We start from the raw sequence: 25,223 nt of genomic DNA, 5'->3' as shown, positions 1-25,223 counted from the left end.
CTGCCAACTAATTGCTGCTCTTATTTATACAAAGATATAATCAATACCAATGCCATCAACTTATCAATGCCAAAATGACATTATTTCAACTTACAATTAACACCATTCAATTGCATTAATTGTTCGAGAAAATCATTATTAGGATTGATTTTCAACGACTTCGAAGGCATTTCCAAGAAAAAATTCTGTTCACGGTCGTAAATAGAAAAATGTAACTGGCAGTTTTGCTGCTCGGTAGTCTCCTTATTAACTGCTACAATAGCATTGAAATTTTTAATAAACTCTTCATTGATGCCCTCTATTGGGATTTGTATATTGAGGCATTTGGCAAATTTATCGCGCAAATCAGACAACAGAGCCATAGAGGTAATTTTAAATTCCCAATCGCCCTCTTTCCTGAAACGCTCACCTACCCTACCCCTTATTTGCAAGAAATAGCCATCAGTCATAAATTGTTTAAACTTGATAAAATCCTCACCAAACAAAGCAATTTCACAACTATCATCATAATCTTCAAAAACAATAATTCCAAAAGGCTTACCTGTTCTGGTCATGCGTTGTTCAGCAAGTACGACCAGGCCACCAATCACCAATTCCTTGTTTTTTAAGGACTCAAACTCATACAACACCTCTTCATTGGTGTCGCCGGTTCTGATTTTATTGATCACACTGAGGTGTTTAACCTTTTGCAAACAAAATTCTTTAAGTTCAAACTTATAATTGTCGAGCGGATGGCCACTTAAGAAAATACCTATGGCATCTTTTTCATATTTAAGCTTATCAATAATGCTCCATTCGGGAGCCACAGGCAAGGAAGGTTCTAAAATCAGGTCTGCAATAGTACCACCAAACAAAGAAGACTGTGACGAAGATTCGTTATTCTGGAAGTCGTTAGCATATTTGATCAGTTTTTCGATACCATTCATTTTATCGTTAATGCCGGTAAAGAAATACTGTGCTCTGTTAAAGCCAAAACTATCAAAAGCACCCCCATAAACGAAGCTTTCATAAGCTCTCTTATTAACCGTTCTGGTATTAGAGCGTTTCGAAAAATCGTAGATACTGGTAAAAAGACCATTGGCATTTCTCTCTAAAATGATGCTCTCTACGGCTTTTTCGCCCACACCTTTCATACCCGACAAGCCAAAACGCACTTCGCCACGATCGTTGACAGAGAATTTGATGTCTGATTCATTGACATCAGGGCCAAGTACCTGTACATCCATTTGGCGGCATTCTTCCATAAAGAAAGCAACCTGTTTAATATCGTTCCTATTGTTGGAGAGCACAGCGGCCATATATTCAGCAGGATAATGGGCTTTTAAATAAGCCGTTTGATAAGCGATCCAGGCATAACAAGTAGAGTGCGATTTATTAAAAGCATAAGAAGCAAAAGCCTCCCAATCTTTCCATATTTTTTCAAGAACCACGGGTGCATGGCCTTTCTCTGCTGCCTGAGCCACAAACTTAGGCTTCATTTTGTCAAGCACATCCTTTTGTTTCTTACCCATAGCCTTACGCAAAACATCGGCCTCACCTTTAGTAAAGCCAGCCAATTTCTGCGACAGCAGCATCACTTGTTCCTGGTAAACGGTAATTCCGTAAGTTTCTTTTAAATATTCCTCACAAGCATCAAGGTCATATTGGATCTCCTCTTCACCATTTTTTCTGCGAACGAAACTTGGAATATATTCCAGTGGTCCGGGACGATACAAGGCATTCATGGCAATCAAATCACCAAAAACGGTAGGCTTCAATTCCTTCATGTATTTTTGCATGCCATTAGACTCATATTGGAAGATTCCAATGGTGTCTCCACGCTGGAAAAGTTCATAGGTCTTAGCGTCATCAATAGGAAATTCATCAGGATCAAGCTCTATTCCACTCCTTAATTTGACCAGCTTCACCGTATCCTTAATGAGGGTAAGGGTCTTCAAACCCAAAAAGTCCATTTTCAGCAAACCAGCACTCTCCACCACAGAGTTATCAAACTGGGTAACATAAAGGTCAGAATCTTTGGCGGTGGCTACGGGCACAAAATTAGTGATGTCACTTGGCGTAATGATTACCCCACAGGCATGGATACCCGTATTACGTAAAGAGCCCTCCAGAACCTGAGCCTGGGTTATGGTCTCCGCACTGAGGTCTTTGGCGTTGGCAATACCTTTAAGTTCCAGTACCCTTTCGTATTCATCAGGCCTTAAAGCCTCTTTGAGCGTTTTCTCATCAAGGTTGAATATCTTCGCCAATTTCATATTAGGAATCAGCTTGGCTATTTTATTGGCTTCAAAAAGTGGTAGATCCAATACCCTGGCGGTATCCTTTATAGAAGATTTGGCAGCCATAGTACCATAAGTAATAATTTGAGCTACTTGGTTAGAACCATATTTCTTGATAACGTAATCCATAACCCTACCGCGACCTTCATCGTCAAAATCGATGTCAATATCGGGCATGGAAACCCTGTCAGGATTTAAGAAACGCTCAAATAGTAAATCATACTTAATGGGGTCAATATTGGTGATCCATAAACAGTAGGCCACGACAGAACCTGCAGCAGAACCCCTGCCCGGACCAACAGAAACATCAAGGTTCCTCGCCTCTGCAATAAAATCCTGTACAATAAGAAAATAACCCGGGTAACCGGTTTTCTCGATAGTTTGCAACTCGAAATCCAGTCTTTCTTCAATGGCAGGTGTAATTTCTCCATAACGTTTCTTAGCACCTACAAAAGTAAGGTGGCGCAAGTACTTATTCTCCCCTCTTTTACCAGCATCCTGTTCATCTTCGGGTACTATAAATTGATCAGGGATATCAAATTTAGGTAATAAAACCTCCCTGGCTAATTTATAGATTTCTATCTTATCAATGATTTCCTGAATATTGAAAATTGCTTCAGGTAAATCGGCAAAGAGCATTTTCATCTCATCGCCAGATTTGAAATAATATTCCTGGTTAGGAAGACCATACCGAAAACCGCGGCCACGACCAATTGGTGTAGCCTGCTTTTCGCCCTCTTTTACACACAATAAAATATCATGTGCATTAGCATCTTTTTTATTGATGTAATAAGTATTGTTAGTGGCAACAATTTTTACGTCGTGTTTATTAGCAAGGGCGACTAAAGTTTTGTTGACAATATTTTCATCTTCCTGATTATGACGCATCAATTCAACATAAAAATCAGGACCAAACTGCGTTTTCCACCAAAGTAAAGCATCCTCTGCCTGGTTTTCGCCTACATTTAATAACTTACTGGATATTTCTCCATACAAGTTACCTGAAAGCACAATAATATCTTCCTTATATTGTTCAATAATTTGCTTGTCTATTCTTGGCACATAATAGAAACCTTTGGTATAGGCAATGGAAGACATTTTAGCTAGATTATGGTAGCCCGTTTTATTTTTGGCCATCAAAACCATCTGGAAACCATTGTCCTTTCTACTTTTATCAAGATGGTCTTCACAAACAAAGAATTCGCAACCTACTATGGGTTTAATGATCACTTCAGTTGGCACTTCCCCATTTTCAATGGCTACTTTATTTTTAGCCTCTACACCCTTGTTATAATTCAACACCTGACTCACAAAATGAAAAGCCCCCATCATATTGGCGTGATCTGTCATAGCTACAGCAGGCATTTTATCTGCAGCAGCAGCATTAATCAGCGCTGGAATATTGATAGTAGATTGCAGAACAGAAAACTGCGTATGGTTATGCAAATGCACAAAAGTGGCATCCTTTAATTCTAGTTTATTGTCTTTAAGGGTTTGTTTTGATATTGTACTGCCTTCTGCTTTTTTCAGTCTGGCCCTGATGGCTTCAGAAGCATGCTTGAGGTTAATGTGCTTTATGCCGGTTTTTTGAATTACCCCAGGATTAAACTCTTTAAAAGACTTTATGTATTCAGGTGCCCTGTTCAATTGCTCTGGCTTATAGCCATCAATTTTCAATAACTGCAGGAAGCACCTGGTTGTGGCTTCCACATCTGCTGTAGCATTGTGTGCTTCAGAAAAAGGTTCACCAAATAAATATTGATGCAACTCTGTTAAAGTCGGCAATTTAAACCTACCCCCACGACCACCGGGTAATTTCAACAATCCTGCAGTAATTTCAGTGCAGGTATCCAGAACAGGCATCTCGGCTAGTCTGTTTGTTATGCCCTGGCGGTAAAACTCACAGCCCATGATATTGATGTCGAAACCAACATTTTGACCCACAAGAAATTCTGCTTTAGATAAGGCGACATTAAATTTTGCCAGTGCCTCATCAAGTGCTATCCCCTGTTCTTCGGCTAGTTCTGTAGAAATACCATGGATACGTTCTGCATCATAGGGGATATTAAAACCATCCGGACGAACCAGGAAGTCATGATTTTCCAGCAGCCTGCCATATTCATCATGCAGTTGCCAGGCAATTTGAATACATCGCGGCCAGTTAACAGTATTGGTAATTGGGGCATTATAATTACCTGGTAAACCAGTGGTCTCGGTGTCAAAAATCAAATACATATTAGGGGCAAATTTACGGAATTTTTAGCACCCAATATGGTAGTATTTTTTATTGTGCAGTAGCTTTATCCTTGGCTACAGGCTTATGTCCTTGCGACACCAGCATGGAAGTATCATAACCTTTTGCCTTACAACGACTAATAATATCATCAAGCAGGTATTTGGGTAAATAGGGCTTTCTAGACATGATAAAAAGGTGTTTATTTTCGGGATGGCCAACAACCACATAAGAATAATCTTCAGGAAGTTCAATTACCCAATAATCCACTTTAAAGGGCCACACCATTTGTGCTTTGTATTCTGCATTTCCCGTGCCACGCACAGTAAACAATTTCGAACGTTTATATTTTTGTTTTTCTTCACCAATAACTTTGTAAGTCATGAAAACAGCATAATAGCCATCAGGATGTATCACATAGGTTGCTGTTGTCTGTCTCCAGTGAGCATCAAGAAAAGTGGGAATAGAAAATAGGGAATACCATTTTCCAGCATAGGAGAGCACATCTACTTTTTCAACAGGCATATTATCCATGGTCGTTTCGTTAATTTACTATGAAGCAAATGTAAATTCTTTATCATAAAACCCCCAGGGAAACATAAAGTTTTAAAAACCATTTTTTATAAGGGTCTAATTTTATAACTTGTTCAAATTAATGTAACCATGGGTTTGTAAGCTTCATCACATTTTAAAATATATCATATGAAAATAACTGTTGTAGGGGCGGGAGCCGTTGGCGCTACTTGCGCTGATAATATTGCCAGAAAAGAATTAGCACAAGAACTAGTTTTATTAGATATTAAAGAAGGATTTGCTGAAGGCAAAGCCATAGACATGATGCAGACTGCCGCACTCTTAGGTTTTGACACTAAGGTAACTGGGGTAACCAACGATTACAGCAAAACAGCTGGATCTGCCGTTGCCGTAATCACTTCTGGCTTGCCACGCAAGCCCGGTATGACCAGGGAAGAACTGATTGGCATTAATGCTGGGATTGTTAAAGGTGTTGCTGAAAATATTTTAAAATTCTCTCCGGATGCCATCATCATTGTGATCAGCAACCCGATGGACACCATGACTTACCTTGCGCTAAAATCTCTTGGTTTACCGAAAAACAGGATTATCGGAATGGGTGGAACCCTTGACAGTGCCCGCTATAAGTATTACTTGAGTGTTGCCTTAAATTGCAATTCTAACGATCTTCAAGGTTTTGTTATTGGTGGACATGGCGATACAACCATGATTCCATTAACACGTTATGCTACTTACCAAAGTTTACCGGTAAGCAATTTATTGGACCAGGCGGTATTAGATAAAGTTGCTGCAGACACGATGGTTGGCGGTGCAACATTAACTGGCTTATTGGGTACTTCTGCCTGGTATGCTCCAGGTGCTGCCGGTGCGGCATTGGTAGAAAGCATTGTACGTGATGAAAAGAAATTATTTACTTGCTGTGTGGCTTTAGAAGGCGAATATGGACAAACTGACATTTGTTTAGGTGTACCTGTTATTGTTGGTAGAAATGGATGGGAATCCATCATTGATTATAAATTAAATGAAACAGAACAAGCCGCATTCAATAAAAGTGCTGATGCGGTTAGAACGATGAATAACGTATTGAGCGAGATGAAACTGATCTAAGCTGCATGAGAACGATTATTGTTCCATTAAGGCTCATCAATTTACAAGACGACGGTTTCCACCTTTTGGTGGAAATTGTTGTTTTTGGAAAAATCCACCTGGCTGTTGTGGATACCGGTGCTTCGAGAACAGTGTTTGATAAAGCGATTATTGACAAACACATTACCGATGTAGTGATCCATGAGGATCCACATGAAGAGGATCACCAGGCTACAACACTATTCACTACATCAAATGCCATTCTGGCTACTTTTCCGGTAGTAAAACTAGGTAAGTTGATTTTAAAAGAATTCACGGCTGTAGGCCTTAACCTGCAAAGCGTAAATGAAACTTATAAACAATTAGGTCATCCGGTTATTGCGGCAATTATTGGCGGGGATATCCTCTTTCAATACCATGCGGTTATTAATTATAAAAAGCTATCCTTAAATTTGTATAAATAAGCACAAATAAAAAAGGCTGTCGACATCATTGACAGCCTTTATATAATTTTAGAAACTTTAATTAAGCATCGATTTTCGCATATTTTGCGTTTTTCTCAATAAATTCACGTCTTGGTGCTACCTCATCACCCATTAACATGGAGAAAGTACGGTCGCATTCCACAGCATTTTCAATTGTTGCCTGTAATAAAGTACGATTAGCAGGATTTAAAGTTGTATCCCATAACTGTTCTGCATTCATCTCACCCAAACCTTTGTAACGTTGAATATGAACACTCTCTTCTTTACCTGCACCTTTTAAACGTTGAACGGCAATGTCACGTTGCTGGTCATTCCAGCAATATTCTTGTTCTTTTCCTTTTTTAACCAAATACAATGGCGGCGCAGCAATGTAAACATAGCCGGCTTCGATTAAGGCTTTCATGTAGCGGAAGAAGAAGGTTAAAATTAAAGTAGTAATGTGAGAACCGTCAATATCCGCATCCGTCATGATGACAATTTTATGGTAGCGGAGTTTGGTAATGTTTAAAGCTTTGTCATCATCAGGCGTACCAATACTAACGCCCAGGGCAGTAAACATATTCTTGATCTCATCATTTTCATAGATCTTATGTTCCATTGCCTTTTCCACATTCAGGATTTTACCTTTTAAAGGCAGGATAGCCTGGTAATTACGGTCACGGCCTTGTTTTGCCGTACCACCCGCTGAGTCTCCCTCGACAAGGTAAATTTCACATTTCACAGGATCACTATCAGAACAATCGGCAAGTTTACCTGGAAGGCCTGAGCCACCCATTACACTTTTACGTTGTACCATTTCGCGAGCTTTACGAGCTGCTGAACGTGCTGTTGCGGCTATAATTACTTTATTGATGATTAGCTTGGCTTCTCTTGGATTTTCTTCCAGATAGTTATTTAAAGCCTCCCCAACAGCAATATCAACGGCACCCATTACTTCAGTGTTACCTAGTTTAGTTTTGGTTTGACCTTCAAACTGTGGCTCCTGAACTTTTACAGAAATTACAGCAGTCAGACCTTCCCGAAAATCATCACCAGTAATTTCAATTTTCAAGTTCTTTAACAGACCTGATTTATCGGCATAACCTTTTAAGGTACGCGTTAAACCTCTTCTGAAACCGGCAATGTGTGTGCCACCTTCATGGGTATTAATGTTATTCACATAAGAATGTACATTCTCAGTATAGCTGTCATTGTATTGCAAGGCCAGTTCTACAGGAATACCATTTTTGATGCCTTCAACATAAATAGGTTCTTCAATCAATGAAGGACGATTACCATCTAAGAACTGAACAAATTCTTTCAAACCACCTTCAGAGTGAAAAAGTTCAGTTTCGAAATCACCATTCTCATCAACTTCCCTTTCATCGGTAAGGGTAAGTTTAATGCCCTTATTTAAATAAGCTAGCTCCCTTAACCTGGCGGCAAGGGTATCATAACGATATTCTATGGTTTGAGTAAAGATAGATGCATCTGGCGTAAATGTAATAATGGTACCTCTTTTATCGGTTTCCCCTATAGATTTAACATCATATAATGGCTTACCAATATTGTATTCCTGCACCCATACCTTACCTTCACGATGAACTTCAGCTTTCAAGTGTGCGGAAAGCGCATTAACACAACTTACCCCTACACCGTGTAGACCACCTGAAACTTTGTATGTATCTTTATCAAATTTACCACCGGCATGTAATACTGTCATTACAATTTCTAATGCGGATATCTTTTCTTTAGTAGTGATTCCTGTTGGAATACCACGACCATTATCTTCCACGCGGATAGAATTGTCTTTCAAAATATTTACCTGGATCATATCTGCGTGTCCAGCTAGTGCTTCATCAATCGAATTATCAACAACTTCATAAACCAAGTGGTGTAAACCTTTGGTCCCGGTGTCTCCTATATACATTGAAGGGCGTTTACGAACCGCTTCTAATCCTTCTAATACTTGTATATTATCTGCCGAATAATTTGACTTTGAATCTTGTTCTTCGTTCATATATGTCATTAAAAAATTAAACACAAAAATAATGATTAAAGCGCAAATAAAGGCACATGTGGATAACTATTTGCACTGAAAACAGCATAATTCTGCATAAAAATCACTCTTTTTTAGGATACTAAATTTGAAATTTTATATTTGCTAAAATTTACCGGCCGTCAAACACTTTTATGGCTGAAAAACATACCGCTAATTGCATAGATAAATAAGAAAATAATGAAAATGACGACATTAAAATTAAGCGGAATCGCTACCGCCGTTGCTATAGTTGCTGTTATGGCTTCTTGTCAAAACAAAGATAATGCAACAAGTACAACTACAAAAACGGCTAGTACTAATGTACCGGATAAAGAACAGATTGTTTATGTTAACTCGGATTCATTGTTAACTAAATATCAATACTTTAAAGACCTGCAAACTAAAATGGATGCAAAATCTAAAGCTGCACAAGCAGATATGGGTTCTAAAACGCAAGCATTTCAAAGAGAAGTGACAGAATACCAACAACAACAAAATACTATGCCAGCTGACCAGAGAGCGACAACGGAACAGCGGTTAGCACGTAAACAACAAGAATTGCAAACGTACCAACAAAATGCAGGTTCGGCATTACAACGTGACCAGGCTACAGAACAAGAGAAACTGTATGACAAAGTTGCTGATTACTTAAAAACTTACGCAAAGAAAAAAGGCTTTAAAATGGTTCTTACATACTCAAAAGGTAACAGTGCTATTCTTTTCGCAGATGAATCTTTAGACATTACCAGTGAAGTTATTGTAGGCTTGAACGACGCTTATAAAACTGATAAAAAATAAGTTACTTACCATTTCAATTAATGCCCTGATTTTCGGGGCATTTTTTTTGCTCCTTTATTTTTAATTCAATATGGAAAACACGACTTTATTACACGAAAAATTCATGCGGATAGCCATTCAATTGGCTGAAAAAAATGTTTTGGAAAGCATAGGTGGCCCATTTGGAGCTGTTGTGGTTAAGGACGGCGTAATCATTTCCCAGAGTGGCAATAGGGTAACTGCCACAAATGATCCCACTGCACATGCCGAGGTATCGGCCATCAGACTGGCCTGCACAGAACTGAATGTCTTTGATTTATCCGGTTGCGTGATCTACACGAGCTGCGAGCCCTGTCCGATGTGCCTAAGTGCAATTTACTGGTCACGGATCAGCGCCATTTATTATGCCAACACCAAAACCGATGCAGGCAACTTTGGCTTTGATGATCAATTTATTTATGAGGAACTAGAAAAGCCGATGGACCAACGCAGCATCCCCGTTATACAATTGATGAGAAATGAAGCACAACATGCTTTCCATCTTTGGAAGCAGGATGAAATGAAAAGAACTTATTAATTAGTCCTCTTCAAATAAATTGCCTGTTAAATCATCAATTTCCCGCCTGTCACGCTTTGTCGGTCTACCAGTCCCCCTATCTCTTTTTAGCACTGGGGCATGAAACATCGATTTAAAAGCATGAGTTTCTTCTAGGGGTGTTATGTCTTTATACATGGTAACGGCTAATTTAGCTTCTACCCTATTGTATAAAAGCGCTACCACTTCGATTATTTTTTTTTCAATACCTCTGGAAACCTGGTAAACATCACCAGGCTTTACAATTGCAGAAGGCTTGATATTCTGCCCTTTGATTTTAACACGACCAGCCTTGCAGGCTTCAGTTGCTAAGCTTCTGGTTTTGAAAAGCCGTATAGCCCACAAATATTTATCTATCCTTAATTTTTCTGATTCAGCCATAAAAAATCAAAAATACATAAGAAAACATCGCTCAATACATAAATTTCATTTATTTTGTAAAAAAAATAAAATAAAACATGATAGCAGATTTAAAAAAGTTAGTCGAAGCCGCTTGGGAAGACAGAACTCTATTAGAATATTCACAATATTATGAAGCCATTGAAACTGTAATTATGCGGTTAGACAATGGTGAAATTCGTGTTGCAGAACCTGTATTAAACAACTGGGTAACAAACGAATGGGTTAAAAAGGCCGTAATTCTTTATTTTCCGATCAGAGAAATGAAAGAAATTACTGTAGGTCCTTTCGTTTACCATGATAAAATGAAGTTAAAAACCAATTATAAGGAAATAGGCGTTCGCGTGGTACCAAATGCGGTAGCAAGGTATGGTGCTTATTTAGCTAAAGGGGTAATTTTAATGCCATCGTATGTAAATATTGGTGCTTATGTTGATGAAGGCACTATGGTTGACACCTGGGCAACCGTTGGTTCTTGTGCACAAATTGGTAAAAATGTTCATTTAAGTGGTGGTGTTGGTATTGGTGGTGTATTAGAACCTATACAAGGAGCTCCTGTAATTATTGAAGATAACTGTTTTATTGGTTCAAGAGCCATCGTTGTTGAAGGTGTTCGGGTAGAACGTGAAGCAGTATTAGGTGCCAATGTGGTATTAACTGCTTCTACAAAAATTATCGATGTATCTGGCAGCACACCAGTTGAATATAAAGGGATTGTTCCAGCACGCTCGGTAGTCATTCCGGGAAGCTATACTAAAAAATTCCCTGCAGGTGATTTTCAGGTACCTTGTGCGCTAATTATTGGTAAGCGTAAAGAATCGACAGACAAAAAAACTTCCCTAAATGATGCATTAAGGGAAAATAACGTAGCCGTATAATGAATATTGGTTTTGATGGGAAAAGAGCGGCAAATAATTTAACCGGTTTAGGCAATTATAGCCGGTCGCTGCTCGCGCAGTTGCTAAAGCTTTTCGATCAAAACCAATACTTTGTTTACACACCTAAAGTTACTAAAAACCCCAAAATTATTGCTTTTTTTGAGAGCCATCAGCTTCAGCTAAAGTTACCATCACCTGGTTCCATAAAATTATTCTGGCGAAGTTTTAGCATTAAGAAACAACTTATTCAAGATAAAATTGACCTGTTTCATGGTTTAAGTCAGGAGATTCCTGTAGGTTTGAGAAAAGAAAAAATCAAGTCTGTGGTTACCATCCATGACTTAATTTACTTGCGCCATCCGGAATATTACAAAACCATAGACCGTTATATTTATAATAAAAAAAGTGAATATGCCTGTAAAAACAGTGACCGCATTATAGCCATTAGTGAAAGGACTAAGAAAGACATTATAGACTTTTACGCTATTCCTGAAGATAAAATTGAAGTCATTTATCAGAGCTGTGACGATTCTTTTAAAAAGCTAACTCAGCTTGATGCCCAAAAAAAAGTATTAAAAAAGTATGAATTACCAGACAAGTATTTATTAAATGTAGGTACTATTGAACCCCGTAAAAACTTATTGTTGGTGATTGAAGGTTTACAAGCTATAAATCACGATTACAAACTGGTGGTAGTAGGTAAACAACAGGCATATGCCAGAATAGTTAAAGCAGAAATTAATCGTTTAAACCTCAATGACAGGGTTATTTTTTTGGAGAAAATTCCATTTGAAGATTTGCCAGTAATTTATCAAATGGCTACTATTTTCATTTATCCTTCTCTATATGAAGGTTTTGGGATCCCAATTATTGAAGCTTTGTATTCAAAAGTACCTGTGATTGCTGCAACGGGATCTTGCTTGGAAGAAGCAGGCGGACCTGGAAGCATTTACATCTCGCCGTCGAATGCAAAAGAGTTGGCGCTGGAAACAAACAAGGTTTTAGCAGATAAAGAATTACAAAAAAACATGAAGGAGGAAGGATTGAAATATGTACAACAATTTGACAATCAATTACTGGCAAAACAATTGATGAACTGTTATCTAAAGACCTTAAATGGTAAATTTACATCATGCTAAAAACAGAAATAGACAATGCCATTGCGGTGCTTAAAAACGGTGGTGTAATACTTTATCCTACCGATACGGTGTGGGGTTTAGGTTGTGATGCCACCAATGAAGCGGCCGTAGCCAAAATAAATGCTATTAAAGGACGTGGCGAGGATAAAAGTTTTATTATACTCCTGGATTCTGATGCAAAGCTGCAAAGCTATGTTACCGAAATACCAGATGTAGCTTATGACCTTATTGAATATGCTGAAAACCCTTTATCCATCATTTTTTGTGGCGCAAAAAACCTGGCAAAAAATGTGATCAATAGCGATGGCAGTGTTGGTATCAGAATTGTAAAACATGAATTCTGTAAACAGCTGATACAAAAGTTTCGTAAACCAATAACATCAACATCTGCAAATGTGTCCGGACAGCCAACCCCGACCATATTTGAAGAGATTGACCCTGAAATTAAAAATACAGTTGATTATGTAGTCAATTTGGAACAAGACAAAATGACACCGAAAAAATCATCTACGCTAATGAAATTAGGGCCCAGTGGTCAATTTTCCTTTATTAGAAGGTAACTTTTACTATTTTTGCACCATATAAACCATTTACGAATTTTTTAGCATCTTATGGGTGGATTAAAACTATGGAAAAACACTTAAAACATCCTGTTTTCAAGGTGCTTGCTGATATTGCTAGTCAAAATAATATCGAAGCTTATGTAATTGGAGGTTATGTACGTGATATTTTTCTAAACCGTCCTTCTAAAGATATTGATATCGTAGTGCTTGGCAATGGTATAGAATTTGCTGAATTAGCAGGAAAAAAGTTAAAGACAAAGGTAGCTGTTTTTAAAAATTTCGGTACCGCCATGTTAAAGTATCAGGACCTTGAAATTGAATTTGTTGGCGCAAGGAAAGAATCCTACCGTTCAGATTCCCGGAAACCTATTGTGGAAAATGGATCTATCGAAGATGACCAGCTTAGGCGAGATTTCACCATCAATGCCTTAGCCATTTCTTTAAATAAAACAAACTACGGGGCACTAATAGATCCTTTTAATGGCGTAACCGACCTGAAACAAGGTTTGATTAAAACACCTCTGGATCCTGAAATCACTTTTTCTGATGATCCATTGCGGATGATGCGTGCGATTAGATTTGCATCACAGCTTAATTTCAACATTGATGAAGCTGCGCTTGTAGCTATAAAAAAACAAAAAGACCGGATAGCCATTCTTTCCAAAGAACGTATTACGGATGAATTGAATAAAGTAATTTTGTCTCCTGTACCTTCTATAGGCTTTAAATATTTATTTGATACCGGCCTGTTGAAACTAATTTTCCCTCAAATGGCTAACCTTTATGGTGTGGAGTTCATCAATGGAAAAGGTCATAAGGATAATTTTTACCATACTTTACAGGTTTTAGATAACATTTCTTTAAATACCGATGATTTATGGTTACGCTGGGCTGCTATTTTACATGACATTGCTAAACCACCTACAAAACGCTTTGAGGAAGGTCATGGATGGACTTTTCATGGGCATGAGGATAAAGGAGCTCGTATGGTACCGCAAATATTTGCACAACTTAAATTGCCTCTGAATGAGAAAATGAAATTTGTGCAGAAATTAGTTCAATTGCATTTAAGACCTATCGTTTTGGCACAAGAAGTGGTGACTGATTCTGCCGTAAGAAGATTGTTATTTGACGCAGGCGATGATATAGAAAGTTTGATGTTGTTGTGTAATGCTGATGTGACTACAAAAAATGAATATAAGGTAAAAAAATATAGAAACAACTTTGAGCTAGTTAAACAGAAACTTAAAGATGTAGAAGAACGTGATAAGGTCAGAAACTGGCAGCCTCCTATTTCTGGTAATGACATCATGATCTTTTTTGGACTAACTGCTGGGAAAGAAGTGGGTTTAATTAAGAATGCAATACGCGAGGCAATTCTTGAAGGAGAAATCAATAACACTTATGAGGAAGCGGTACAGTTTATGCTGAGGAAAGCAAAAGAATATGGCCTTAATCCTGTTCAGGAAAAGCATATAACAAAACAATAATTGTTAATTAATAAAAGAAATAAAGATTCAAATGGCAATCTATAGATTTAAAGTAAGTTTTGAAGATTATGATGAGGTGGTTAGAGAAATCGACATCAAGTCTACACAAAAGTTTGAGGATTTACACAAAGCAATTCATCGGTCCACCGGCTATGATCCAGAAAAATCTTCCTCTTTTTATGTAAGTACAGATCATTGGATTAAAGGAGATGAAATTTCCTATATGCCCAACCAACGTAAAGTTGACTGGGGGGTGAGTTTAATGGAAAACGTTAAATTAAACAGCCTGATCGAAGATCCTCATCAGAAATTTTATTATATCTACAATTTCGACCGTCCTTATGATTTCCATGTGGAGTTGATTAAAATAATTTTGGAGACGGATCCAAATATTGAATATCCCTACTTATTCAAAAGTGTAGGTATAGCTCCAAAAATCTTTGACAAAAACAATCCTGCTGCGCTTGCTACGGAAGTTGCGCCAGCGATTAATGAATTTGACTTCCTCAATGAGCTTAATATTGTGCCCGAAGATACTGAAGAACTAGCTGCAATGGGTGGTACAGGCATCAATGCCAAAGAACAAAATGTGGATGATGATGATGAAGAGAAAGATGATGATCAGGATACTTTTGCCGATGATGACGATTATGAAGAAGGATATGACAGTAAAGAGGATGATTATTAGTGCCTAATGATGGAGCTGAATAAAAGCCTTATTGTTATTGTTGGGCCAACTGCTATTGGAAAAACTACAATGGCCATTAAATTAGCCAATCACTTAGCTACAGAAATTATTTCGGCAGATTCCAGGCAATTTTTCAAGGAAATGGAAATCGGTACTGCAAAGCCATCAACAGAGGAGCTTATTGCAGCTCGTCACCATTTTATCAATTCACATAGCATCAATACCTTTTTCAGTACTGGAGATTTTGAAAATGAGGCTTTAATTACTGCTAATAACTTATTCAAAAGCCATGATCAGCTGGTAATGGTAGGTGGTTCTGGTTTGTACATCAATGCTGTTTGCAATGGCCTAGACGAACTTCCTGATACGGACTTAACAATTAGGGCTACACTTAAAGAAACCTTCAGACAAAAAGGTATTGAAGAAATAAAATCAAAGCTCTCCGCAGTAGATCCTGAATTTTATGCAAAGGTTGACCAGAGCAACCCCCAAAGGATGATAAGAGGTTTAGAGTTTTTTCTTTCAACAGGCTTTAAACTCTCTGCTTACCAAACCAATAGCAAAAAAGAAAGACCCTTTAAAATCATTAAGATAGGTTTGAATACAGACCGTGCAAAACTATATCAACAAATTAATCAACGTGTAGACCAAATGATGGATAGAGGCCTGCTGGAAGAAGTAAGAAATCTTCTCCCTTTTAGGCACCATAATGCATTAAACACTGTGGGGTACACAGAACTGTTTAATTACTTGGAAGGAAAACATAGCCTGGAAGAAGCTGTTAGTTTAATCAAACAAAATACACGTCGTTTTGCCAAAAGACAGTTAACCTGGTTCCGCAAAGATCCAGATACCCATTGGTTTGAGCCAGATGCATATTCTGCTATTTTAGCCTACATAAAAACAGCTATTTAAGCTTGGGCCGTTGGTCCGCCAAACTGCATAGGGATTGATGCGTCCTCCTGGATTTTAATACGTCCATTTATAGCTTCATATTTTTCAATGTTATCAAGAAGTGCAATGGCTATACGCTTGGCGTGTTCAGGAGTTAGGATTAATCTGGATTTCACTTTTGCTTTGGGCATACCCGGCATGACCCTGATAAAATCTATAACAAATTCTGTGTTAGAATGTGTTATAACAGCTAGATTAGAAAATATACCCTCAGCTATCTCTTCTGATAATTCAATCTGCATCTGGTTGTCGTTATTTTGTTGCTCCATAGCACAAAACTAACTTAATAATATGAAGGATGAAAATGTTTAACGAAATATAGCATGCATAAAAAAAGTCCCTCAGCTTTAACTGAGGGACTTGAAATAGTTATTAAAAAATTAAGCTTCTACTTCTTCTTTTTTCGATGCTAATAATTTATCGTACTCTTCTTGAGAACCTACAATGATTTTCTCGTAGCCACGTACACCAGTACCTGAAGGAATCAAGTGACCAACGATTACGTTTTCTTTCAATCCAAGCATGTTATCACGTTTACCAGCAATGGCTGCCTCGTTTAACACTTTAGTAGTTTCCTGGAAGGAAGCTGCAGAGATGAATGATTTAGTTCCTAATGAAGCACGTGTGATACCTTGCAGAATAGAACTCGCAGTTGCAGGTTTTGCATCACGAACTTCTATTTGCTTCAGATCTTTACGTTTAAGCTGAGAATTTTCATCTCTTAATTTACGTAAGGAAAGGATTTGACCAGGTTTCACGTTATTTGAATCACCTGCTTCAACGACAACCTTTTTGTCATAGATCTCATCATTCTCAATCATAAAGTCCCAACGATCCACAGAGTTGTTTTCTAAGAACATGGTATCACCTGGATCTTCGATATGAACTTTCTGCATCATTTGATGCACAATTACCTCAAAGTGTTTATCATTGATTTTTACACCTTGTAAACGGTAAACCTCTTGAACACCATTAACTAGGTATTCCTGAACAGCTGCAGGGCCTTTAATTTTCAAGATATCTGCAGGAGAGATAGAACCATCAGACAAAGGCATACCAGCTTTCACAAAGTCATTATCCTGTACCAGGATATGTTTGGACAATGGAACAAGATATTTTTTAACTTCACCTTCTTTAGATTCAATGGTGATTTCGCGGTTACCACGTTTCACACCACCTAAGGTTACAACACCATCAATCTCTGTTACTACTGCAGGGTTTGAAGGGTTACGAGCCTCAAATAACTCCGTTACACGAGGCAAACCACCAGTAATATCTCGGGTTTTACCACTTGTACGAGGAATCTTAACCAAGATCTGACCAGTTTTAACAGCATCACCTTCGTCAACAGCAATGTGTGCGCCAACTGGAATGTTATATCCTCTGATCAATTCACCTTTTTTATCTACAACCCTTACAGAAGGATTTTTAGTTTTATCACGTGTATCAATAATTACTTTCTCACGGTGACCAGTTTGATCATCTGATTCTTCACGGAAGGTAACACCCTCAACGATGGCATCAAATTCAATCTTACCGGCAAACTCCGAAATAATAACGGCGTTATATGGATCCCATGAACAAATTCTATCTCCTTTGGTAATTTTCGCACCATCTTCAACGTACAAGAATGATCCGTAAGGAATATTATTGGTCATGATTATTTTACCAGTAACAGGTTCAATGATTTTGAATTCACCTGAACGACCTAAAACGATCTGGTTAGCAACATCATCATTGATGTTTTCTACGGTACGAATATTTTCAAATTCGATAACCCCATCAAATTTCGCGATAATCTGAGATTCTGCGGCAATGTTTGATGCAGTACCACCTACGTGGAAAGTACGTAATGTTAACTGTGTACCCGGTTCACCAATAGATTGTGCCGCGATAACACCAACAGCTTCTCCTCTTTGAACACGTTTACCAGAAGCTAAGTTACGACCATAACAAAGGGCACAAACACCTCTTTTATTTTCACAGGTTAGAACAGAACGAATTTCAACACCTTCGATTGGCGATTGCTCAATTGCTTTAGCAACATCCTCGTCGATATCATCTCCTGCAGCTACCAATAAAGCACCATCAAGAGGATTAAATACATCATGAAGGGAAATACGACCTAAAATTCTGTCATATAAAGGCTCAACAATGTCTTCATTATCTTTAAGGGCAGTAGTATACATACCTCTCAAAGTACCACAATCAGGAGAATTAACAATCATATCCTGTGCAACGTCGTGCAAACGACGAGTCAAATAACCCGCATCCGCAGTTTTTAACGCTGTATCCGCCAAACCTTTACGTGCACCGTGAGTAGAGATAAAGTACTCTAATACGGATAGCCCTTCTTTAAAGTTCGACAGAATTGGATTTTCAATAATCTCACCACCAGAACCTGATTTTTGAGGCTTAGCCATCAAACCACGCATCCCGCATAGCTGACGAATCTGCTCCTTAGAACCACGGGCTCCAGAATCCAACATCATATAAACAGAGTTGAATCCCTGATTATCACTCGATAACTGCGTCATCACGTATGATGTTAAACGGTTATTAATACGAGTCCAGATATCGATGATTTGGTTATAACGCTCGTTATTGGTAATGAATCCCATATTATAGTTATTCCTTACCTCTTCAACTTCTGCAGAAGCTTGTTCCAATAGTGCTTGTTTCTCTACTGGAATGTTTACGTCTTGCAAATTAAATGACAAACCACCTCTGAATGCCATTTGGAAACCTAATTCTTTGATGTCATCTAAGAAACGGGCTGCACGTGACATACCGGTAATTTTAACAACTTCACCAATAATATCTCTAAGAGATTTTTTGGTTAGCAATTCGTTGATATAACCCACTTCTTCAGGTACCATTTGATTAAATAGTACACGACCAACTGTAGTATCAACAAGTTTATTTACAATAACTCCATTTTCTTCTTTAACATTTACCTTAACTCTGATAAATGCATGAAGATCAATACTTTTCTCATTGTAAGCAATAATTACTTCTTCAGGAGAATAGAAAATTGAATCTTGTCCTTTTACTACTCTTGTCTCATCAGTTCTACGGCCTTTAGTAATGTAATAAAGACCCAAAACCATATCCTGAGATGGTACTGTAATAGGCGTACCATTCGCTGGATTAAGAATATTATGAGCAGCTAACATCAAAACTTGGGCTTCCAAAATTGCAGCATTACCTAAAGGTAAGTGTACTGCCATCTGGTCACCATCAAAATCCGCGTTAAATGCTGTACATACAAGAGGGTGCAATTGTATCGCTTTACCTTCAATTAATTTAGGTTGGAAAGCCTGGATACCCAATCTGTGCAAAGTAGGCGCACGATTCAGTAATACAGGATGTCCTTTAAGAACATTCTCCAAAATATCCCAAACTAAAGGATCTTTTCTATCTACAATTTTCTTAGCAGACTTTACGGTTTTAACAATACCCCTTTCAATCATTTTACGAATGATGAACGGTTTAAATAGCTCAGCAGCCATATCTTTAGGTAAACCACATTCATGTAATTTAAGGCTTGGCCCTACAACAATTACAGAACGAGCAGAGTAATCCACACGTTTACCTAATAAATTCTGACGGAAACGACCTTGCTTACCTTTTAAAATATCAGAAAGAGATTTCAGGGCACGGTTACCTTCAGTTTTAACTGCATTAACTTTACGGGAGTTATCAAATAGCGAATCAACCGCTTCTTGCAACATCCTTTTTTCATTACGCAAAATTACTTCTGGTGCTTTGATTTCGATCAAACGCTTTAAACGATTGTTACGGATAATTACACGACGGTAAAGATCGTTTAAATCTGAAGTAGCGAAACGACCACCTTCAAGAGGTACTAACGGACGCAATTCAGGCGGAATAACAGGAACGATCTTAATGATCATCCACTCTGGGTTATTCTCAATGCGAGATCTGGAACCACGGAAAGCCTCAACTACTTGTAAGCGTTTTAAAGCTTCATTTTTACGTTGTTGAGAAGTTTCGTTTGCAGCCTGGTGACGTAAATTGTATGATAAAGTATCTAAATCAATACGTTTCAATAGATCCTCTAATGCTTCAGCACCCATTTTGGCGATGAATTTATTAGGATCTTTATCATCTAGGTATTGGTTTTCTTTAGGCAACTTATCAAGAATATCTAAATATTCTTCTTCAGTTAAGAAATCCATATATTGGATACCCTCTTCGCCCATAAAACCAGCTTGAATAACTACATAACGTTCGTAGTAAATAATCAAATCTAATCTTTTAGTAGGCAAACCTAATAGGTATCCGATTTTATTTGGAAGGGAACGGAAATACCAGATATGAGCAACAGGAACTACCAAATTAATGTGTCCCATACGTTCTCTACGTACTTTCTTTTCCGTTACTTCAACACCACAACGATCACAAACAATACCTTTATAGCGGATACGCTTGTATTTACCGCAATGACATTCGTAATCTTTAACCGGGCCAAAAATACGCTCACAAAACAAACCATCACGCTCAGGTTTGTAAGTACGGTAATTGATGGTTTCAGGTTTCAACACTTCCCCACTAGAGCGCTCCAATATAGCCTCCGGCGATGCCAGACTAATGGTAATGGAAGTGAAGTTGCTTTTTAATTTATTATCCTTTTTGTAAGACATATCTTTATTATTTGTAAGTCTTAAGTTGAAAAGCATGCGTTATGTAACCATAACGCATACTAATAACCTAAAATTAGTCTAACGTAATATCTAAACCTAATCCGCGTAACTCATGTACCAAAACATTGAATGATTCAGGTACGCCTGGTGTAGGAAGGTTATCCCCTTTTACAATAGCTTCGTAAGTTTTTGCTCTACCGATAACATCATCAGATTTAACAGTTAAGATTTCCTGCAGGATATTGGCAGCACCAAATGCCTCCAATGCCCAAACCTCCATCTCACCAAAACGCTGACCACCGAATTGAGCCTTACCACCTAAAGGTTGTTGAGTAATTAAAGAGTACGGTCCGATAGAACGGGCGTGCATCTTATCATCAACCATGTGGCCTAATTTCAACATGTAGATAATACCAACAGTTGTCGGCTGATCGAATCTATCTCCAGTTAAACCATTATTTAAATAAGTTCTTCCAGATGCAGGTACTCCAGCTTTAGCGATCCATGCTTCCACTTCATCATGCTTGGCACCGTCAAAAATAGGCGTTGCAAATTTAACACCCAATTCCTGACCAGCCCATGCTAATACAGTTTCATAGATCTGACCAAGGTTCATACGTGAAGGTACACCCAAAGGGTTCAACACAATATCAACAGGCGTTCCATCATCTAAGAAAGGCATGTCTTCATCACGTACAATACGCGCAACAATACCTTTATTACCGTGACGACCAGCCATCTTATCACCTACTTTTAGTTTACGCTTTTTAGCTACATAAACTTTAGCCATTTGAACAATACCAGAAGGCAGTTCATCACCCACACTAATAGCGAATTTATCACGTTTATAAGCACCTAATTCTTCGTTTACACGAATACCGTAGTTGTGCAACAACAATTTGATCTGGTCATTTTTATCCTCATCAGTAGTCCATTTATATGGATTGATGTGTGCATATTCCAGTTCAGTTAAACTTTTCTGAGTGAATTTCGCACCTTTAGGAAACAAGAGTTCTTTGTAAACATTGAAAACACCTTGGGATGTTTTACCATTTACAATTTGGAACAACTTATCAACCAATTCGTTTTTAAGGTTCTCAACAGCTAAATTATATCTTTTGTCTAATTTCTCAATTGCAGCTTTCTCTTCTGCTTTTGTAGTTTTCTTAGCTCTGGAAAACAATTTAGTATCAATAACAACCCCTTTAATAGATGGTGGGGTTTTTAAGGAAGCATCTTTAACATCTCCGGCTTTATCACCAAAGATTGCACGAAGTAGTTTTTCTTCCGGTGAAGGATCAGACTCTCCTTTAGGAGTGATCTTTCCAATTAAAATATCACCTTCTTTAACTTCAGCACCAATACGGATAATACCATTTTCATCTAAATCTTTAGTGGCTTCTTCAGAAACGTTAGGGATATCAGAGGTTAACTCTTCTTCACCACGTTTTGTATCACGCACTTCCAATTCAAACTCTTCAATGTGTAAGGAAGTAAAAATATCATCTCTAACAATACGCTCGTTAATTACGATCGCATCCTCAAAGTTATATCCTTGCCAAGGCATGAAAGCAACTTTTAAGTTTCTTCCTAATGCCAACTCACCATTTTCGGTAGCATATCCTTCACAAAGTACCTGTCCTTTGGTAACTTTTTCACCTTTCTTAACGATAGGCTTAAGGTTAATACAAGTATTCTGATTGGTCTTTTTGAATTTGATTAATCTATAAGTTTTGCTGTCACCTTCAAATGAAACTAAACGATCTCCATCATTTCTTTCATATTTAATGGTGATTTCATTCGCATCAACATATTCAACAACACCATTACCTTCAGCATTGATTAACGTTCTGGAGTCACGTGCAACACGACCTTCCAGTCCGGTACCAACAATCGGCGCTTCAGGACGCAATAAGGGAACTGCCTGACGTTGCATGTTGGAACCCATCAATGCACGGTTAGCATCATCATGCTCTAAGAAAGGAATCAATGAAGCTGCAATCGAAGTAATTTGATTCGGGGCAACATCCATTAAATCTAATTTCTCGGGCTCAATAACTGGGAAATCACCCTCGTAACGTGCTTTAACACGTGCCGTAGTAAAATTACCCTTATCATCATAAGCTGCATTTGCCTGTGCAATTGTTTTACCATCTTCATCTTCAGCAGAAAGATAAATAACAGGCTCATCTACTGCAACCACACCGTCAATTACTTTCTTGTATGGTGTTTCAATAAAACCTAAAGTATTAATCTTAGCATGAACACAAAGAGAAGAAATCAAACCAATATTTGGTCCCTCTGGGGTTTCAATCGTACACAAACGACCGTAGTGAGTATAGTGAACATCACGAACCTCAAAACCAGCACGCTCACGCGAAAGACCACCTGGGCCTAATGCTGACAAACGACGTTTATGCGTAATTTCAGCTAATGGATTTGTTTGATCCATAAACTGAGACAACTGGTTAGTACCAAAGAAGGAATTAATAACCGACGATAAAGTACGGGCATTAATTAAATCTGTAGGAGTAAACACCTCATTGTCACGAATATTCATCCGTTCACGAATGGTACGAGCCATACGTGCTAAACCAACACCAAATTGAGCATATAATTGCTCACCTACCGTACGTACACGACGATTAGACAAGTGGTCAATATCATCCACCTCTTCTTTAGAGTTAATTAATTTGATCAGATATTTAACTATAGCAATGATATCAGCTTTTGTTAAAACCTTCACATGGTCTGGCGTATCCATTTTCAACTTACGGTTAATGCGGTAACGACCAACATCACCTAAGTCATAACGTTTATCTGAAAAAAACAAACGTTCAATAATACCCCTCGCTGTTTCCTCATCAGGTGGTTCTGCGTTACGCAAAGCACGATAGATGTTTTCCACAGCCTCTTTCTCAGAGTTAGAAGTATCCTTTTGTAAAGTATTATATATAATGGTATAATCAGCTTGACTCGCGCCATCCTCTTTAGATAAGATGATGGTTTTAACACCCGCGTCAATGATCATATCGACATGTTCATCTTCTAATACAGTGTCTCTGTCTAAGATTACTTCGTTACGATCTATAGAAACTACCTCACCGGTATCTTCATCGACAAAATCTTCAACCCATTTTCTTAATACCCTTGCCGCAAGTTTACGTCCGATGTATTTCTTCAAACCAGACTTGCTCACCTTAACCTCATCGGCCAGGTCAAACAATTCAAGGATGTCTTTATCAGAATCATAACCGATAGCACGCAATAACGTAGTTACCGGGAACTTTTTCTTACGATCAATGTAAGCATACATGACATTATTCACATCCGTAGCAAACTCAATCCACGATCCCTTAAATGGAATTACACGGGCAGAATAAAGCTTGGTACCATTAGTGTGACGGCTCTGGCCGAAAAACACACCCGGAGACCTATGTAATTGTGAAACAATAACACGCTCAGCTCCGTTAATCACAAATGTACCCTTAGGTGTCATATATGGAATAGTTCCTAAATAGACATCTTGAATAATAGTTTCAAAATCTTCGTGTTCTGCGTCATTACAAGAAAGCTTAAGTTTAGCTTTCAGGGGAACACTATAAGTCAATCCACGGTCAATACACTCAGGTATATCATAACGAGGTGGATCAATAAAATAATCAAGGAATTCCAAAACAAAAATATTTCTGGAATCAGTGATTGGAAAATTCTCAGCAAAAACTTTAAATAAACCTTCTGTATGACGGTTATCTGAAGTAGTCTCAATCTGAAAAAATTCTCTGAAGGATTGCAACTGCACATCTAGAAAATCAGGATAATCTATAATATGCTTACTACGTGCAAAATTTACTCTTTGGTCGACTTTATTTGCCAATGGACTAAAGTTAAATTACTTTAAGAATAAACTATTTGTTTGGTTTGCCACAAATAACATTTCATCAGCCAAACTAAATGAAATGTTTATAAACAGGTATAGACTCCGACTGTAATAGTCGGAGTCTATGATAAAGTTATATTAAAATTAAGTGATTACTTAATTTCAACTACAGCTCCAGCTTCTTCCAATTGTTTTTTCAAAGCTTCAGCTTCGTCTTTAGTAACACCAGATTTCAATTCTTTTGGTGCACTATCAACTAATTCTTTTGATTCTTTCAAACCTAAGCCAGTTAAATCTTTAACCAATTTAACTACTGCTAATTTAGCACCACCAGCTTCTTTCAATATAACATCAAAAGTAGTTTTTTCTTCAACTGCAGGAGCAGCATCACCAGCAGGACCTGCAACAGCAACTGCAGCAGCAGCTGGTTCGATACCATACTCGTCTTTCAAGATTTGAGCTAATTCGTTAACTTCTTTAACTGTTAAGTTTACCAATTGCTCAGCAAACGCTTTTAAATCTGCCATTTGTATAGATTTTAAAATTTTATGTAAAA

The 25,223-nt window shown here is 37.9% G+C and carries 18 protein-coding genes; 10 read left to right on the top strand and 8 right to left on the bottom strand.

The window, feature by feature from the left end; genetic code table 11:
* Positions 1–80: 80 nt before the first annotated feature.
* Together dnaE and AAKU52_RS01525 are read right to left on the bottom strand one after the other, a co-directional pair.
* A complete protein-coding gene (gene dnaE / locus AAKU52_RS01530; RefSeq protein WP_354329470.1) occupies positions 81–4,514 on the bottom strand; it encodes a DNA polymerase III subunit alpha in 4,434 nt (1,477 codons plus the stop codon).
* A gap of 49 nt (positions 4,515–4,563) precedes the next feature.
* Positions 4,564–5,046 (bottom strand): lipocalin family protein, encoded by a 483-nt coding sequence (locus tag AAKU52_RS01525; RefSeq protein ID WP_354329468.1) that lies wholly within the window; start codon positions 5,044–5,046, stop codon positions 4,564–4,566.
* A gap of 168 nt (positions 5,047–5,214) precedes the next feature.
* On the opposite strand from AAKU52_RS01525, the gene mdh reads away from it, so the two are divergent.
* Entirely contained in the window at positions 5,215–6,153 is a 939-nt protein-coding gene (gene mdh, locus AAKU52_RS01520; RefSeq protein ID WP_354329466.1) for a malate dehydrogenase, read from the top strand.
* A 5-nt stretch (positions 6,154–6,158) separates the two neighbouring features.
* Positions 6,159–6,596 carry a pepsin/retropepsin-like aspartic protease family protein gene (locus AAKU52_RS01515; RefSeq protein WP_354329464.1) on the top strand — a complete coding sequence of 146 codons (438 nt, stop codon included), beginning with the start codon at positions 6,159–6,161 and terminating at the stop codon, positions 6,594–6,596.
* 61 nt (positions 6,597–6,657) lie between these two features.
* Here the strand turns inward: AAKU52_RS01515 and gyrB are convergent, their stop codons facing one another.
* Positions 6,658–8,616 (bottom strand): DNA topoisomerase (ATP-hydrolyzing) subunit B, encoded by a 1,959-nt coding sequence (gyrB, locus tag AAKU52_RS01510; protein WP_354329462.1) that lies wholly within the window; start codon positions 8,614–8,616, stop codon positions 6,658–6,660.
* A gap of 225 nt (positions 8,617–8,841) precedes the next feature.
* Here gyrB and AAKU52_RS01505 point away from each other — a divergent pair, with 225 nt between their 5' ends.
* Positions 8,842–9,435, top strand: a complete 594-nt coding sequence (locus AAKU52_RS01505) for an OmpH/Skp family outer membrane protein (RefSeq protein WP_502931007.1) — start codon at positions 8,842–8,844, stop codon at positions 9,433–9,435.
* 70 nt (positions 9,436–9,505) lie between these two features.
* The gene (locus tag AAKU52_RS01500; protein WP_354329458.1) at positions 9,506–9,991 is read left to right on the top strand and encodes a nucleoside deaminase; all 486 of its coding nucleotides are present in this window, start codon (positions 9,506–9,508) and stop codon (positions 9,989–9,991) included.
* On the opposite strand, the gene AAKU52_RS01495 is transcribed toward AAKU52_RS01500, so the two are convergent.
* On the bottom strand, positions 9,992–10,390 hold the full coding sequence (locus AAKU52_RS01495; RefSeq protein ID WP_354329456.1) for an RNA-binding S4 domain-containing protein: 399 nt from the start codon (positions 10,388–10,390) through the stop codon (positions 9,992–9,994).
* Between the two features lie 77 nt (positions 10,391–10,467).
* On the opposite strand from AAKU52_RS01495, the gene AAKU52_RS01490 reads away from it, so the two are divergent.
* From AAKU52_RS01490 to miaA, 6 genes are all read left to right on the top strand, one after another.
* Positions 10,468–11,286: a 2,3,4,5-tetrahydropyridine-2,6-dicarboxylate N-succinyltransferase gene (locus AAKU52_RS01490; protein WP_354329454.1), complete on the top strand. Its 819-nt coding sequence runs from the start codon at positions 10,468–10,470 to the stop codon at positions 11,284–11,286.
* Positions 11,286–12,425 (top strand): glycosyltransferase family 4 protein, encoded by a 1,140-nt coding sequence (locus tag AAKU52_RS01485; RefSeq protein ID WP_354329452.1) that lies wholly within the window; start codon positions 11,286–11,288, stop codon positions 12,423–12,425. Before AAKU52_RS01490 ends, AAKU52_RS01485 begins: the two co-directional genes overlap by 1 nt.
* Positions 12,419–12,985: an L-threonylcarbamoyladenylate synthase gene (locus AAKU52_RS01480; protein WP_354329450.1), complete on the top strand. Its 567-nt coding sequence runs from the start codon at positions 12,419–12,421 to the stop codon at positions 12,983–12,985. The genes AAKU52_RS01485 and AAKU52_RS01480 overlap by 7 nt, the downstream gene beginning before the upstream one ends.
* Positions 12,986–13,053: 68 nt before the next feature.
* The gene (locus AAKU52_RS01475; protein WP_354329448.1) at positions 13,054–14,478 is read left to right on the top strand and encodes a CCA tRNA nucleotidyltransferase; all 1,425 of its coding nucleotides are present in this window, start codon (positions 13,054–13,056) and stop codon (positions 14,476–14,478) included.
* A gap of 31 nt (positions 14,479–14,509) precedes the next feature.
* Positions 14,510–15,166 (top strand): IS1096 element passenger TnpR family protein, encoded by a 657-nt coding sequence (locus AAKU52_RS01470; RefSeq protein WP_354329446.1) that lies wholly within the window; start codon positions 14,510–14,512, stop codon positions 15,164–15,166.
* Positions 15,167–15,172: 6 nt separating this feature from the next.
* Positions 15,173–16,081 (top strand): tRNA (adenosine(37)-N6)-dimethylallyltransferase MiaA, encoded by a 909-nt coding sequence (gene miaA / locus AAKU52_RS01465; protein WP_354329444.1) that lies wholly within the window; start codon positions 15,173–15,175, stop codon positions 16,079–16,081.
* On the opposite strand, the gene AAKU52_RS01460 is transcribed toward miaA, so the two are convergent.
* From AAKU52_RS01460 to rplL, 4 genes are all read right to left on the bottom strand, one after another.
* On the bottom strand, positions 16,078–16,389 hold the full coding sequence (locus AAKU52_RS01460) for a DUF3467 domain-containing protein (protein WP_354329442.1): 312 nt from the start codon (positions 16,387–16,389) through the stop codon (positions 16,078–16,080). The two genes, miaA and AAKU52_RS01460, sit on opposite strands and share 4 nt — an antisense overlap.
* Before the next feature lie 111 nt (positions 16,390–16,500).
* Entirely contained in the window at positions 16,501–20,787 is a 4,287-nt protein-coding gene (rpoC, locus tag AAKU52_RS01455; RefSeq protein ID WP_354329440.1) for a DNA-directed RNA polymerase subunit beta', read from the bottom strand.
* Between the two features lie 73 nt (positions 20,788–20,860).
* Positions 20,861–24,664 carry a DNA-directed RNA polymerase subunit beta gene (gene rpoB / locus AAKU52_RS01450; RefSeq protein WP_354329437.1) on the bottom strand — a complete coding sequence of 1,268 codons (3,804 nt, stop codon included), beginning with the start codon at positions 24,662–24,664 and terminating at the stop codon, positions 20,861–20,863.
* 155 nt (positions 24,665–24,819) lie between these two features.
* Complete coding sequence (rplL, locus tag AAKU52_RS01445; protein WP_354329435.1) at positions 24,820–25,194, bottom strand: 50S ribosomal protein L7/L12; 375 nt, start codon at positions 25,192–25,194, stop codon at positions 24,820–24,822.
* Between the last annotated feature and the right edge of the window lie 29 nt (positions 25,195–25,223).

It is taken from the genome of Pedobacter sp. CG_S7 (genome assembly GCF_040544395.1).
GTDB lineage: Bacteria > Bacteroidota > Bacteroidia > Sphingobacteriales > Sphingobacteriaceae > Pedobacter.
The sequence above is the reverse complement of the archived record's forward strand: the minus strand, read 5'-3'. Positions and strand labels throughout refer to the sequence as shown.